Genomic DNA, 14,141 nt, shown 5'->3' with positions numbered 1-14,141 from the left:
TTATTCTCCACCTCCTAGGCGACTCAACGCATCTTTTGCTTTCGCAAAGTTGGGATCATATTGAAGCGCATAATTATATTCATTCTTGGCACCCTGTACGTCACCCATCTTTTCATTGGTTTGCCCGATATCATACATAATTTGACTCGAACCCGGGTGGAGCTTATCGGCTGATTGCAACTCTTCTAATGCCTGATCAAACTTTTCATTGGTCTGATACGTTAACCCAAGATAGTAGTGAGCTTCATAGGATTTAGGATTTAGTTCGATAGCCTTTTGCAAGGAGGTTATCGCTATATCTATCTTTTCAACTTGTCGATAAGCAATGCCCAAATTTAGATAGGCACGGGAACTTTTATCATCCAGCTCTGTCGCTTTCTTATATTGCGCGAGAGCTTCATTGTATTGCCCTTTTTGAAATAAGGCCCAGCCTAAGTCGATGTAACTATTGGGATCGTTTGGAGTTGACTTCACTTTAGCAAGTGCACCTTCGTATAACTTGTCAGTTAGAGGAGTCTTATCAAATTGATTCCAAAAATATTTGACTCCCACAAATTGGCCCGCAGCAAAGATAATTAAAGCGCAGCCCACGAGAATCACGAGTTCTTTCCATAACTTAATTGTCTTAAAAGGCTTTGGCGTAAGAATAGGTTCTGGCGACTGAATCATAACGTGATATCCTCCTTACTTATGACACTTTGAACATTTACTTTGAGAGTGACATTTATAACAACTTGCAACTGGACCCACGCCTTGCTGAATCGGGACCGGATGAAATCTCGGCAAGGAATGTTGTTGTTTATGACAACTTATACATATGGTTTTCGTTGCAACATTTGCTTTTTTCGTTGTGGTTTTTTCATGGCAAACTAAACATCCTCTTTGGTCTTGCGTCGCTCGTGCCCCATGTAGGAACGGTTGGAAAGTATGACTTTCCGGTTTTTTGGAATGGCATTCAACGCAGAAGGAATTGCTCCGCGCATACGAAATAACTTTGTCATTATTTTGGACGCGCACCAAGTTCATTGAATAGCTGTGACATTCATTACAGGAATCAAGATTCTTAAAAGCTTCTTGCCCATGGAGCCCATTCTGTACCCATTCCTTGGGTTGATGAGAAGGCGGAGGAATGATTCGACTATGACAGGATTTACAATCCTGAGGACCATTTCTGTCTTTATGACAATTAAGACATTCTGTCATACTCATCGTCTTATACTGCCAGGCCATATTTTGCCTTCCGGTTACATCGGTCCAACGGCTGAAATCACCATCAATTGTTTCTTGTCGTTCTGCGATTCCGCCGTGAGCAACTCCAATATGACACGTTGTACAGGCGATTCCTTCCGTTTCATGTTTTTGGTGAGGAACGGTTAAATCTCCACGAGGAGTTACCGTTCGATTTTCCGAGTGGCAATTTTCACATATCGAATTAGGAACAGGTTCTTTCACTTGAATCGGTAAGTAATATTTTTTGGTAAAGTGGATGAGTTGAACAAGATGGGCTGCATTAATCTCTTGATGGCATTGTATACAAGCAATTTTTGAATGACTTGAGGCTTGCCAAGTTGCAATTTCAGGCTTCATTTCGTGGCACCCCTGACAAACGATGCTTGCACTCGGACTTTGGGTTAGCCCTATAGCGCCGAAAGCCAAAATACAGAAGAATAGAATAAGCCTTTTTAGCCACCGCTTTTTGCGACGAGGTGAATTAGGCGGAGTTCCAGAAACGTTAGACTTGGTATCCGAAACTGCATTTGCATCTTCTAAATCAGGACTCACTACTTCTGGATCTATTTTTAGGCACTCGAAGTCCACTGTTTCAGGCGTAGTCCCCAGTGAATCGTGAGTCGTTTCCATCTCATCTGTATTCAATTTCTCAGTGCCTAAGGATGGCTCGTTGTTGTCCATTTTCTCTTAACGCTCCTACCTATAAACGCCGGTCCAAGGTTTTCCTCATGACATTTCGAGCAATAAATCACTGCGCTATTTACGTCTTCTTTGGGCTGATTCATTTCATGACAGATTAAGCATCGAACTGCATCTTCTCGTTTAACATTGAAGCAGTGCGAGAAAGCCCATCCCTCCTCATGAGGCGAAACCGCCTTCAAATGGCAGTCTTCACAGAAGCTATTCTCTCTAGCATATTTAGCAACATCTTTCTCCTTGTCTCTCAGAGGTTTGCCTTCAATATTGGTATAATCATGACACTTTTCACATGCTTCGATGTTTGAGATGGCTTCTTGCCGTGTTGCCGCTCCCACGTTTTAATTTTATGGGAATCCGGGGTAATCTATCTTTTCATGACACCCAGTACATTGGAGGGGCCGATTTCCTTTGTCTGATGGCATTCCATGCACTCCCTCATTCCTATCCGCAAATTTCCAGAGGCCATTTCCTGTTTTGCAAACTCCGATGTCCACTTTTGGAAATCGCCATCAATGGTTTGATTTCGCTCATCGATCTGACCATGCGTTACTCCCTTATGGCAATCAACGCAGTACACTCCATTGAGGTAATGCTGATCATGGGGAACAATGAGATCGTTTCTCGGGGTGACCGTGCGATTAGGGGTATGGCACTGGAGACAAGCGTCATTGCGGACTGAGTTTCCCGTATGAAGCGGGAGAATATAATTCTGGGTTAAGACCTGGTATGCTTTGGGAATGAGCCCGAAACTAAAGCGTAAACGGTCTGTTATTCTCGGGTTGATATGGCAGGTGACACAAGGGGATATTCCGATGCGAGGATTCACTCCAGGTCATGGCCTGAGGTTTCATGACATGGCATTTTTGGCAAAGGAGAGTTGAACCTGTACTCGAACTCCAGGTCGTTATACCTAGTAGCCCGATGAATAATAGGAAGAACAAACCCGTCCTGACCCAAATAATCCGCCGGTTTTTCATTCTTTCTCCTTTCGCCCTTCAACCCTTCAAACCGGTTTCCCTTGTGCCTTATTCACTTTTTACAGGAACTTAATAACCAAGATACCTTAGACTCACTTACCGTATATTTCAGTACCTTCTTTCAACGCCTCATCTATCTTTACTTCGTAAACTCTACCTTCCCATTCTTAAACCAGTGGCAGGTATTACAGGTTACCGCATTAACGCCGGGCATCTTCTTATCATTCTGATCTGTCGCCTTATCGATTTCGTGGCAGACGAGACAGTTCTGCACTCCCTTGTCCTTGATGATGCTTGAGTGAGCAGGTAACCATAGTTGCTTATTGGCTAAGTGACCCTCAGGACGTTTTTCGTGACAGGATGCACACAGCGTGTTCGTTCGGGTATAATCTTGGACAGTCGTTTGGGCGGTGATCAAGACCCGCTCACGCTGTCTGGAGTGACATTCAGCGCAATATTTCACATCTTGAGCAGCGGTTATTCCATGGGTATTCTTCCATGAACTATCCACGTGATTGACTGGAGTTTGAATCTTTAGATGACAAGGAGCGCAACGCATTGGGGCTGTGAGTTCGCTTGTTCCTGTGGATGCCAGAGTCTGGACCGCCTGTGGAAGTTTACCATTTCCTTCTTGAGCTTGTTTCTGAACATCTTGAATATCAGCTACCCGTTGCGCCTCAGTTTTGCCGAGTCCTTGATTATCCAGCCAGGGTTTTTTACCTTCGTTTACTTTTTCATGACAATCCATACATGCTTCCATAGCCGTTTTCGTATCGTCGAAATTACTGACTTGTTCGGCTTTGGCAACGGTCCAGGTTGCTAGGTTTTTTTGGGTCGTAAGACCCCGCTCTGCGACAAAGGCATGGGCTACCCCACCGTGGCAAGCCGTACAAGCTATCCCTTGTTGCAAATGTTTATCATGAGGGATATTGATGTCGCCAGAAGCTGTCACTTTCCTCATAGTCGAGTGGCAACTTTCGCAAACCTGATTGGGGATCGGTGCATGGGAAACGATCGGTTGAGTATATTTTTGGGTAAAATGCTTGCCAATATAGCCAATAACTTTAAACTTACTCTCGATATAATTACCGACGCCGGGTGTGACATGGCAAGTGGTGCAGGAATATTTCACATGGGATGTGACCTGATAGGTCAGGTGCTCGGGCTGCATTTCATGACAACTCGTACAAAATGAATTTGAAGAGGTAACTTTTAGACTCGCTCCACCAGCAATAATAAGAATAAGGACGATACCCAGCAATAGGACAAACCCTTTGCCACGTTTCTTAGGGGGGGTCGCTGTTTGCTCTTTCCTACGGAATTTGAGCTTATTCCTTAATGTGCTAAACCTTTCTTTCACTAATCCAATCCTCCTCCTTTTTGGAGTTTTATTAAAATGTATTCACCTCCTGTGAAATACAAAACGTATAAATTCCAAAAACTCATACTTTTTATCTCTAGTTTACTTAACTTCTCCCAATAGAAATACCCCTCCATCGCGTATGCTTGCTACCTTGTCGAGAGTATATCGTTGTACTCTCTTCGCCCAAAGCTTTCTTGCGATCCCAGGAATCGCAGGGAATACCAGTCTCTTCCAGGACCGATGGTCAAACTCAAAATCTAAGAAAAAAAATAAGGTCATGCGGTGTAAACTTCTATTTTTACTCTTGAAGCGCAATAATTCCATTCTGGATCGCATATTTTACGAGATTCACGCGATCATGGCAGCCTAATTTGTCCATAATGTTCCGTCGATGGGTCTGGACCGTCTTCGCACTGATAAACAGCTGCTTCGCAATATCTTGATTCGTATACCCTTCCGCCACCCATTGCAAAACTTCCATTTCCCGCCCGGTCAAATGAGCATCCATTTCTGCGCCTTCAACCGCCCCATGACCGGTTTGCATGATGCCACTGAGAATAAGTTTAGCGACCATAGGATGAAAGTAAGAATTTCCCTCCGCGATCGCTCGAATGGCGTGAAGTAGTTCTGTAAAAGAACATTGTTTTAAAATATATCCGGAAGCGCCTGCTTCTAAGACTGAACGAATCGCTTCAACATTGCATAGGTTTGAGAGGATAAGAATTCGTATCTGTGGATAGTCCGTATGAATTTGACGCACAGCTCGAATCCCATTACAGATTGGTGAATGCAGATCCATCATAATGATATCCGGGTGAGTATCGGGTATCTTGTTTACAATTTCCAGTTCATTTCTAACCATCTGTTTAACTTGGATGTCCTCGACAGTTTCAAAGAGTTTATTCAGCCCTTCCAATTGAAGATAATTTTCATCTGCCATGAGGACCTGTACCGTCATTTCTCATCCCTGCTTCCTTGAAATACATTCTTCGCCGTAGTTCTTTTGCTTCTGGAATACTCTACGCTATGTATTTACGAATTCCAGATATTCATTTACACTAGATTTTGGTCTACATGGTTATATTTGGTATTCACTTGTTGAATTCTATAATACAACCGGATTTCCTTTTGCGAAAATTACCCAATCAATGGAATTATTGTCTAATAATATCCTTATCTGTTCTTTCCTCATCGTGTAATGAGTTCAGACCTTTGGTCATACTTATCTATCAGGTTAATTTCTAAGCTATAGCGAATGAATAGAGGTGTTGATGTGAAAATTCGATCTACAATTATTCTCCTGGGTATCTTTGGTTTACTTGCCGGTTCCCTCTATGGGAACTCTCATACATTAGCTAAGCAAGGAATACTTACTAATACAGGGCAATCTTCAATCATCATCGGACAATCTACCCCTTCTTCAACAGGATCAGCCACTTTCTCGGCAACACAGGAATCTTCTTCTAGCGATTTCTCCTCTTCTTCCACTCCTTCTGTGAATAGCACTTCAATTCCCCCTTCTCCCTCCGCACAACCGAGCACTGCTTCTTCCTCACCTGAAGAAAATTCCTCAATCCTAACCCAAGTGCAAAACACCAGCCATTATAAACTTTCCATTCAGACTGAAGGAACTAGCTGCCAAGCCTGCCATCTTAAGAACTCTTATAAATTACGAAATACGGGCTGGCAATCCTGTGGCTCTTGTCATATCAATTCCAGCGGTAACCCCACACCTGGGAATGAAGTTAATCATCCCCAGTTACAGATGATTCAAGGGGTGGCAATTTCCGACATTTTACCTATGCCGTCTTACAAGTACAAATATCAGAAAGACACTTTCTCCTGTATCGATTGCCATATAACCAATGAGAGTAAGCACGACTTTATGGTTCCTGGAGTTACAGTGACCCAAGACCCTAAAGGAATTCGCCCATACACTACAGAGATTGATTATCAAGCTTTTAGATCAGTCTTCAATCAGGAAAAATGTGCGGTTTGCCATCCGTCGAGCGCTGACATGGTCAATAGAGTTAAAAATGAGCAAGAAATAATCTCGAACAGACTGGACAAACTCGAACCGATTTACGAAGAATGGAGCAAAAAGGTGGTCTCGTTAAAACCCGAAGATCCTAATGTCCAGGCCTTTAAAAATGGAGCAACCTATTACACGTTTGTTAATGCAGATGGCTCGAAGGGAGTTCACAACTTTCCCTATGCTCAAACGCTCCTTGATAAAGTTGAGAAATATTGGAAGGCACTTAAGCAATAAAGTAAAGCTTATTTCAAGTGAATTTAAACCAAAAACAAAAAAACGAGATTCCCACACAGGGGATCTCGTTTTTTTATTGTTTTATTTTTTACTTTATTCTATCAATCAGCCCAAACGCTCGTCTTTTCACCTCGTCATAAACTTCTTTTAAAGGAAGATTATGAGTTTCAGCAATCAGCCGGCAATCCTCATATTCTGGAGAAAATGTTTGATACTCTTCTCCAGCCCGAACAACTTTCACTCTTGCCTTGCCCCAAGGGGTATTTACCGTTAACACTTGGTAAGGGAGCATATATTTCGTCACTGGGTACACCCGGACCCCGATTGTCGTCGTCTCCTTTAAAATAAGAGTCTTGAATTTTTCTAACTGAGTAGGGTGAATCTGCACGGAAAGCGTGATTGCGGGGCGATTCTTCTTCATCTGTATAGGTTGAAGAAAGACATCCATTGCCCCTTCCTTCAGAAACTTTTGGATCAGATAATCATAAAACTCAGGGTTCATATCATCAATATTAGCCTCGATCATGAGTGCTTGTCCCTCTTGGATGGTTTGTTCTTTGAAAAAACGCACGTCTCCCCTCGGGGGCAATTCAGCATTTTCCTGCTGGATTTTCTCACTTCTTTCCCCAATCATCATTCTTAATAAATTCGGGATCGAAAGCTCGCGATCCCCAGCTCCATAACCGATTCTCTCAACTTCCATCACAGGCATATCACCGTAATCATGGCAGTAGGTGGTAAGAATAGCTGCACCGGTAGGAGTGACCAGCTCAAATGGGATATCTTGAGTATAGATTGGAATCCCCCGAAGTAATTCCAAGGTCGCTGGGGCCGGAATCGGAATCGTTCCGTGCGCCGCTTTGGTAAAACCTCTGCCTGTGTGAAGCGCCGAGGCATAAACCTTTTCAATTCCAAGATGCCATAGACCGATTACTGCTCCGACAATATCGATAATCGCATCAACCGCTCCCACTTCATGAAAATGAACCTGCTCTGGTGAGGTACCATGCACTTTGCCCTCAGCTTCCGCAAGCCTTCGGAAAACAGTGATCGCTTTTTTCTTTACCTCTTCGACCAATTCACTGTCTTCAATAATCCGGGTAATATCCTGTAGGTGACGGTGTATATGTCCCTCTTGGGACAAGACATGAATTTTAGTCCCCGTCATCCCTTGTTTGATTACTTTTTCCTGTCGAATTTCATAATCATGAAGATGAAGTTTCGCCAAATCTGACTTCAAAAGTTCAAAATTAAGTCCGGCATCAATTAACGCTCCTAAGGTCATATCGCCGCTGATTCCAGCAAAACAATCAAAGTAAGCAATTCTCATGTTCAGTTCTCCCCTAAGCGATTAATTAAACTGGCCTGATAGCCCGCTCCAAAACCATTATCGATATTGACTACACTAACCCCACTGGCACAACTATTTAGCATTGCCAGCAACGCAGCCAATCCTCCAAAGCTTGCGCCATACCCGACACTGGTCGGAACGGCAATCACGGGCTTGTCCACAAGTCCGCCGACGACACTGGCTAAAGCTCCTTCCATCCCGGCCACGACGATGATCACTCGAGCATAGCGGAGTTTCTCTGTTTGACTGAGCAAACGATGAATCCCAGCGACACCGGTATCGTACACTCTTTCAACGTGATTCCCCATCATCTCAGCAGTAATCGCTGCCTCTTCCGCAACTGGCAAATCCGAAGTTCCCGCACTTAAAACGAGAATATTTCCTCGCTCTTCTTGCTTGCCCCGCCGAATCATAATGGTGCGGGCTAAAGAATGGTACTCGGCATCAGGTATTCGTTCTAAAACAGCTTTATACACCTTAGGCTTAGCTCGTGTCGCTAAGATATTTCCTCCGCCGTGCTCAGAAAGCTTCTCCGCTATCGCGACAACCTGTTCTGTTGTTTTTCCTGCACAATAGATCACTTCCGAAAACCCCTGACGGAGGTTACGGTGATAATCCACTTTAGCAAACCCTAAATCTTCAAAAGGTAGAACCTTTAAGCGCTCGATCCCTTCTTCTATGCTTAATTTCTGCTGTTTAATTTCTTGCAGCAGGATTCGTAAAGTTTTTTCATTCATTCCCACTCTTCTTCAATCCTTTTTCACTGTTCTCGAACCATCATATTGAACATCGAAGTTCGTGTATAGCATAGCACGCCCTAACAAGTTACACAATTTCGTCTCGATCAATTTCGAACATTTATTCCTTATAGTTTCCTTTTTCCACTTTTTCCTTAATATTTAACTTTGCACACACTCCTCATTTCCTGTTAAAATAAGTTTAGAAAATATTGAGGAGAGATGTCGTGTAATGAATGTTGTCTTTTTTCTTATCCCTAAAAACGAAGTCGTTTATCTGAAATATAGTGCGACCATGCGCCAAGCTTTGGAACGCATGGAATTTCATCGTTATTCCGCAATTCCCCTAATCGATGATGGGGGACGATATATGGGAACCCTTACCGAAGGAGATCTATTGTGGAAACTCAAAAATACCCCAGGTCTTACGTTTGAAAATACGCAGAATATTCATCTGACTGAAATAGAACAGCATATTCAGAACCACCCCGTTTCCATCGATGCCCATATTGAAGATTTGCTTTCACGAGCGATTGAGCAAAATTTCATCCCGGTCGTAGATGATCAGAAAATATTCATTGGAATAGTCCGACGCCGCGAAATTCTCGAGTATTACGCCAAACAGCTATTTGAAATAAGATCTAAAGTGGAATCTCGATCTCCTGATTAACTATTACATTTGGGTCACTTTCGGCGATGCTAAAAAAGAGAGGATTAGCTCCTGCTATCCTCTCTTACCTCTTTCACTCTAAATGAAGTTTCCCCCATCAACAACAATAACCTGACCGGTAACAAAGCTAGCCTTGTCAATTAAACCATAGGCCACTTCAGCAATATCTTCTGGCGTAGCAATCCTCTGAAGCGGTGTCCCCTCACCGAGATGCTTAATATGTTCATCTTGTCCTTCTACCCAGCGTGTTTTGACAACCCCTGGGGCAATCGCGTTGACGCGTACTTCAGGAGCGAGCACTCGAGCGAAGGACTTGGTGATGCTAATATTGGCCGCCTTTGAGGCTGAATAAGCGATTGAACTTCCCAACCCTGTAAATCCGGCAATTGAAGCCATATTGATGATACATCCTTTTTGCTTTCTTAACTCCTCGGCTGCTGCTCGGCAGCAGAAGAAAAGTCCTTTCACATTTACGCCTAAAATATCATCCCAATATTCTTCCTTTAAGCCTTCCAAATCATTATGATCCACAAAATGTGTGATGCCGGCATTATTGACGAGAATGTCCAACTGTCCAAAATCTGTGATAACTTTGTGTACCATTTCTCTTACTTCCCGATCAGAGGCTACATTAGCCTGATAAGTTAAGGACTTGACGTCCAAAGCTTCAATTTCAGTTTGCGTACGCAGAGCTTCTTCGGCGGAACGAGAATAGTTCAGAGCAACATTCACACCCTCACGCGCAAGTGTTAAGGCAATAGCTCGTCCAATCCCAGTGCCTCCACCGGTAATTAATGCTGTTTTTCCTTGCAACATATAACGATCCCCTCCCTTATTTTTACTTAGTATACCGTACTTGTATGGGATCGGCAAGGACAGTAGTATAACAACACCTTCTTCCCAGCGTGTGTTATATACGCGCAGATAGAAGGAAAATCGAAAATTGAAGGCGAACTTATAATACTGCTTATTAAAATTTTATCAACTTCTCTTCTACCCCGCCATATAGTTTGATGTAAAGAGAATAAGGAGGAGTAGAACTTTGGAAGTAGAAACCATGCAGATAGCCCAACCCAAACCAAAACCTCGGAAGAAAATCATCATTATTTTGCTTTCGTTACTCCTGACACTGGCAGTCATAAGTTTTGGAGGGCTTTATCTTTACAGCCGGGATACCGGACTGATTCTCGAGGGAGTCGAAGTCGGCACCGTTAATCTGTCTAACCTAACTCCATCAGATGCCCGACAAAAACTTGAAACACACATCACGCCTATCCTCGATCAGCCCATTGAATTCCAAATCCAAGCCCAGACCTTGGAAATAGTTAAACTGCCCTTAAGAGATTTAGGCCTGTCCTACGACCTCGATAAAATAGTTCAACTGGCCTATCAGCAGGGCCGTGATGAGAATATAGTACAGAAAGCTTTGAGAAAATACCGTGCTCAAAAAGGGACCTCACTTATTTTTCCACTTGACTCCCACTGGGATAAGGAACAGCTCCAGAAAACGCTGGAAACCGCTTTTTCCTCCTACAATATGCCCTTAAAGGATGCCACCTTCAAAATTACACCAGATAATCGTATGGAGATTGAGAAAGAAACATCAGGACAAGAAGTTAATCTTGATTCGTTAATTTCAAAAGTTGAAAGCCTTGATCCCTTACAGCCGACTCCGATCAAGGTTCCTATCCGGGTGTTAGATCAACCCCAAGTTACCGCGGCCCAACTCGAAGGGATGAAAATAACTGGCCTAGTGGCGAGATACTCATCCCAGTTTGATCCCTCGAACGTCGAACGCACAGAAAATGTGCGTCTTGCTGCGAAGGCTCTCGACGGTGTAATTCTTACGCCTGGTGGAGAATTTTCCTTCAATCAAACCGTCGGTGAACGTACCGCTTCGGCAGGCTATAAGGAAGCACTTATTATTGTTGATGACGAATTCGTCCCTGGACTAGGAGGTGGAATCTGCCAAGTCTCCTCCACCCTCTATAATGCAGCCGTTTTAGCTAAGCTTAATATCGTCGAACGTCATCCGCATTCTCTGGAGATCACCTATGTACCTCCGGGTCAGGACGCTACGGTTGCTTATCCTTACCTCGATCTGAAATTCAGGAACAACACTTCGGGTTTACTCCTGATCCGAAGCACCATTCAAGGTAAGACACTAACCTTTGACCTTTATGGCAGAGCCTAATAAGGAAAACTCACTTCAGGAGGAGTATAATACTCCAGATAGAATATAAACCTTCAGGCGGAGTTATATACTCCATCTGAAGGTTTCTTAATTATTGATAGCTTTCATTTACCATAAAACCCAGTTGGACCATCGACGTGTATCCTTTACGAATTTCAGGCATACTACGATTAGCGCTATTCGAGAATTGCTCGGATAAGCTGATCAAGTAAAGGACGGTTAAAATGAATATCCTGACAGAAGCAGTTGCACCGAATTCCGAGAGGTCAACCTATGGTTCTCTCAACTTGAGCGAAAACTCTCCTTCCGTACTTCCTGAATTACTGATCGTGGAAGAACAACTTAAACGAACTGTCGAAAAGGCACAGGGTATGATCCGTGAATCCTGTACTCAACTTTTATCATCTGGAGGAAAACGTCTTCGCCCCCTCCTAACCCTGCATAGTGCAATGTGCTTTGGCCCATTGAATACGGCCACCCTACAAGCTGCTGTTGCTGCTGAGCTGATCCATATGGCTTCACTCATTCATGATGATGTCATCGATCATTCCGAACTGAGACGCGGGCAACCGACGATCAATTTTCAACAGGGCAACCTTAACGCAGTCCTTACAGGAGATTATCTTTTCGCTGAGGCGTTTCAGCTTCTATCTGCTCATCAGCTCCTGGATAGCATGAAATATCTTGTTGAAGCGATTCAATCAATGTGTATCGGGGAAGTTGCCCAAGCCGATCATCAATTTGATATTTCAATCACGGTTAATGATTACTTTGAGCGTATCGCGCAGAAAACCGGCATTCTTCTTGCAGGCTCCTGCCGTTCTGGAGCGGTCACGGCAGGAGCCTCACAGGGAGATATTGAACGGCTGGGTACTTTCGGTATGTACCTGGGCTATGCCTATCAAATTATTGATGATCTTCTCGATTTCACCGGAAATCCCGAGCAGACAGGCAAACCGGTTGCTGCTGATCTGAACAACGGGAACCTCACCTTGCCCATAATCTACCTATTAAAAAATCCGTTGTATGGTCCGTGGGCTCGGGAAATTATTCAGGACAAACCAACTCCTCAAAACATGTCTAAAATAATTCAGGCCTTGTTCTCCTCCAAAGCACTGGACCAAGCCTTCTCTACTGCCCTAACCTGTGTCGAGTCTGCTTTATCGTACCTTGAAAAGATCCCAGACTGTCCTTCTAAAACCCTGCTGACTAAACTCGCTTACACCGTGGTTTATCGGCAAAATTAATCACAATATTCCTTTCTTGCGTAGCAAAACGCACAGCCAGTAAAGGATACGGATCTTGCTCCCCCCTGCGGAGAGTAGGGCACGAGTCCCTCCGTTTAGCTCCTCGATTTTTGTCTTCGGATCGGATAGATACATAGCTAAAAGCCCTTCGACCACTGCTTGATGAAATTTGGGATAAAATAAATGACGAGAGCGTTCCAGTGATTCCCGTAAGAAGAGAACGAGTCTCTCCTCCCGCTCTGAAATATTCGCATAATACTGGACAAAATTGAGTTGCTTTGTTTCACGGTCTTCAACAAAATCAATAAAGTAATCGAGGAGAATATGTAAGCCACTGATCCAAGGGAAATAAGCCCGTTTTAAGCGACAAACCTCTTCTGATGTCAATCCTGGTCGATGGGCAGCAGCAACTAGACAAAAAATTCCGAGGGTAGAACCAGTCGCGGCTGCAAATTCCCAGACGGATACTTCCGGATAATTGACCTGGTTAGGTCGAAGCCAGGAAAGCATTTTCTCTTCTCTTTCCTCTATTCGGAGATGTTTTGACGTCTGCAAGGAAGAATAAAGCGAGGCTAACCAAGCTAACTCAGCTTTCACAACTGGAAAAGAAGGGAGCGCCTTTAAATTCGCCTGGCAGGTACGAACTAAGTGTTCTAAATATCCGCCATCCTCCCGGTGAGGATATTCCGCATAATAATCTGAGAGTTCTGCTTCAGGATCTAAAGCTTCCGTCATCGCGAGATGAAGCTGCGCGAAGGCCTTTTCATCCTGAACATTTGCAGCATCTACGAGATTATCCAAATAGTCGCTGATCGTCTGATAAGCTACAATAAATTCAATCATCGTTTCTCGCTCCGCTCCCGGATAGAGGGCATAGAGACTCCCTCCTAAACAATGGAATGCTTTGCGCTGCAAAGAATCAAGAGCCTGTTCGGAGAGAACAAAATCCGGTGCTTTCTCCACCCTCGAACTCCAGAAACGGAGTTCCTTTTTGACGCGTGGAAAAACCTCTTTCACGAAACGTAAAATCAAAAGAAATTTAGGATTTTCCTTGATAACATACGGCACAGGCATTACTCCTTACAATAATCCTCTTTACTCTATTTTGTCCCTAAAAAAGCATCTTGTAAACCCTGTACCTTTAGAAATGCCGATTCATCATACAAAAACAAAAGCATTTGGAAAAACACTACCTTTTCTGTAGATGTCTTATCCAGATGCTTTTTAAGTCAAAGCTAAAGAAAACCCGGCTTTCGCCGAGCTTCAGCGATAAAGAAAACTTGGCTAGTACCAAGCCCTAGCGAAGGTGCTAGCCCTAGTTGCCTTATCCTGCCGGACATAAATACATGCATCGTAGGAGAATGAAAGCCGCTGGTTGCACTTATACTATCTGCCCCAAAATTT

Annotated in this window: 15 protein-coding genes; 4 read left to right on the top strand and 11 right to left on the bottom strand. The window is 43.7% G+C overall.

Annotated features, from left to right (window positions below):
- From VM640_RS02810 to VM640_RS02780, 7 genes are all read right to left on the bottom strand, one after another.
- Window positions 1–669, bottom strand: a complete 669-nt coding sequence (locus VM640_RS02810; protein WP_325389709.1) for a tetratricopeptide repeat protein — start codon at window positions 667–669, stop codon at window positions 1–3.
- A gap of 15 nt (window positions 670–684) precedes the next feature.
- Window positions 685–1,911, bottom strand: a complete 1,227-nt coding sequence (locus tag VM640_RS02805) for a hypothetical protein (protein ID WP_325389707.1) — start codon at window positions 1,909–1,911, stop codon at window positions 685–687.
- Entirely contained in the window at window positions 1,887–2,264 is a 378-nt protein-coding gene (locus tag VM640_RS02800) for a hypothetical protein (RefSeq protein ID WP_325389706.1), read from the bottom strand. The genes VM640_RS02805 and VM640_RS02800 overlap by 25 nt, the downstream gene beginning before the upstream one ends.
- 29 nt (window positions 2,265–2,293) lie before the next feature.
- Window positions 2,294–2,755 (bottom strand): cytochrome c3 family protein, encoded by a 462-nt coding sequence (locus VM640_RS02795; RefSeq protein ID WP_325389705.1) that lies wholly within the window; start codon window positions 2,753–2,755, stop codon window positions 2,294–2,296.
- Window positions 2,756–3,045: 290 nt separating this feature from the next.
- Window positions 3,046–4,266 (bottom strand): NapC/NirT family cytochrome c, encoded by a 1,221-nt coding sequence (locus tag VM640_RS02790; RefSeq protein ID WP_325389703.1) that lies wholly within the window; start codon window positions 4,264–4,266, stop codon window positions 3,046–3,048.
- A 301-nt stretch (window positions 4,267–4,567) separates the two neighbouring features.
- A complete protein-coding gene (locus tag VM640_RS02785; RefSeq protein ID WP_325389701.1) occupies window positions 4,568–5,227 on the bottom strand; it encodes a response regulator transcription factor in 660 nt (219 codons plus the stop codon).
- A gap of 386 nt (window positions 5,228–5,613) precedes the next feature.
- Window positions 5,614–5,865: a hypothetical protein gene (locus VM640_RS02780; RefSeq protein WP_325389699.1), complete on the bottom strand. Its 252-nt coding sequence runs from the start codon at window positions 5,863–5,865 to the stop codon at window positions 5,614–5,616.
- Between VM640_RS02780 and VM640_RS02775 the strand changes: the two genes are divergently transcribed.
- Window positions 5,855–6,538, top strand: a complete 684-nt coding sequence (locus tag VM640_RS02775) for a hypothetical protein (RefSeq protein ID WP_325389697.1) — start codon at window positions 5,855–5,857, stop codon at window positions 6,536–6,538. The genes VM640_RS02780 and VM640_RS02775 overlap by 11 nt on opposite strands.
- Window positions 6,539–6,626: 88 nt before the next feature.
- Here VM640_RS02775 and larC read toward each other — a convergent pair whose 3' ends face one another.
- On the bottom strand, window positions 6,627–7,868 hold the full coding sequence (gene larC / locus VM640_RS02770) for a nickel pincer cofactor biosynthesis protein LarC (RefSeq protein ID WP_325389695.1): 1,242 nt from the start codon (window positions 7,866–7,868) through the stop codon (window positions 6,627–6,629).
- A 2-nt stretch (window positions 7,869–7,870) separates the two neighbouring features.
- On the bottom strand, window positions 7,871–8,626 hold the full coding sequence (gene larB / locus VM640_RS02765; protein ID WP_325389693.1) for a nickel pincer cofactor biosynthesis protein LarB: 756 nt from the start codon (window positions 8,624–8,626) through the stop codon (window positions 7,871–7,873).
- Between the two features lie 232 nt (window positions 8,627–8,858).
- On the opposite strand from larB, the gene VM640_RS02760 reads away from it, so the two are divergent.
- On the top strand, window positions 8,859–9,296 hold the full coding sequence (locus tag VM640_RS02760; protein ID WP_325389691.1) for a CBS domain-containing protein: 438 nt from the start codon (window positions 8,859–8,861) through the stop codon (window positions 9,294–9,296).
- Window positions 9,297–9,374: 78 nt separating this feature from the next.
- On the opposite strand, the gene VM640_RS02755 is transcribed toward VM640_RS02760, so the two are convergent.
- Window positions 9,375–10,112 carry an SDR family NAD(P)-dependent oxidoreductase gene (locus VM640_RS02755; protein WP_325389689.1) on the bottom strand — a complete coding sequence of 246 codons (738 nt, stop codon included), beginning with the start codon at window positions 10,110–10,112 and terminating at the stop codon, window positions 9,375–9,377.
- 226 nt (window positions 10,113–10,338) lie between these two features.
- Here VM640_RS02755 and VM640_RS02750 point away from each other — a divergent pair, with 226 nt between their 5' ends.
- Window positions 10,339–11,490: a VanW family protein gene (locus tag VM640_RS02750; protein WP_325389687.1), complete on the top strand. Its 1,152-nt coding sequence runs from the start codon at window positions 10,339–10,341 to the stop codon at window positions 11,488–11,490.
- A gap of 224 nt (window positions 11,491–11,714) precedes the next feature.
- A complete protein-coding gene (locus tag VM640_RS02745; RefSeq protein ID WP_325389685.1) occupies window positions 11,715–12,737 on the top strand; it encodes a polyprenyl synthetase family protein in 1,023 nt (340 codons plus the stop codon).
- On the opposite strand, the gene VM640_RS02740 is transcribed toward VM640_RS02745, so the two are convergent.
- On the bottom strand, window positions 12,738–13,811 hold the full coding sequence (locus VM640_RS02740) for a tetraprenyl-beta-curcumene synthase family protein (protein ID WP_325389683.1): 1,074 nt from the start codon (window positions 13,809–13,811) through the stop codon (window positions 12,738–12,740).
- Between the last annotated feature and the right edge of the window lie 330 nt (window positions 13,812–14,141).

The organism is Desulfitobacterium sp., assembly GCF_035539115.1.
Lineage (GTDB): Bacteria > Bacillota > Desulfitobacteriia > Desulfitobacteriales > Desulfitobacteriaceae > Desulfitobacterium_A.
The sequence above is the reverse complement of the archived record's forward strand: the minus strand, read 5'-3'. Positions and strand labels throughout refer to the sequence as shown.

Coding starts and splice junctions, on each gene's coding strand:
- VM640_RS02810 (WP_325389709.1), bottom strand. CDS start 669: ATGATTCAGTCGCCAGAACCTATTCTTACGCCAAAGCCTTTTAAGACA.
- VM640_RS02805 (WP_325389707.1), bottom strand. CDS start 1,911: ATGGACAACAACGAGCCATCCTTAGGCACTGAGAAATTGAATACAGAT.
- VM640_RS02785 (WP_325389701.1), bottom strand. CDS start 5,227: ATGACGGTACAGGTCCTCATGGCAGATGAAAATTATCTTCAATTGGAA.
- larC (WP_325389695.1), bottom strand. CDS start 7,868: ATGAGAATTGCTTACTTTGATTGTTTTGCTGGAATCAGCGGCGATATG.
- larB (WP_325389693.1), bottom strand. CDS start 8,626: ATGAATGAAAAAACTTTACGAATCCTGCTGCAAGAAATTAAACAGCAG.
- VM640_RS02760 (WP_325389691.1), top strand. CDS start 8,859: ATGAATGTTGTCTTTTTTCTTATCCCTAAAAACGAAGTCGTTTATCTG.
- VM640_RS02755 (WP_325389689.1), bottom strand. CDS start 10,112: ATGTTGCAAGGAAAAACAGCATTAATTACCGGTGGAGGCACTGGGATT.
- VM640_RS02745 (WP_325389685.1), top strand. CDS start 11,715: ATGAATATCCTGACAGAAGCAGTTGCACCGAATTCCGAGAGGTCAACC.
- VM640_RS02740 (WP_325389683.1), bottom strand. CDS start 13,811: ATGCCTGTGCCGTATGTTATCAAGGAAAATCCTAAATTTCTTTTGATT.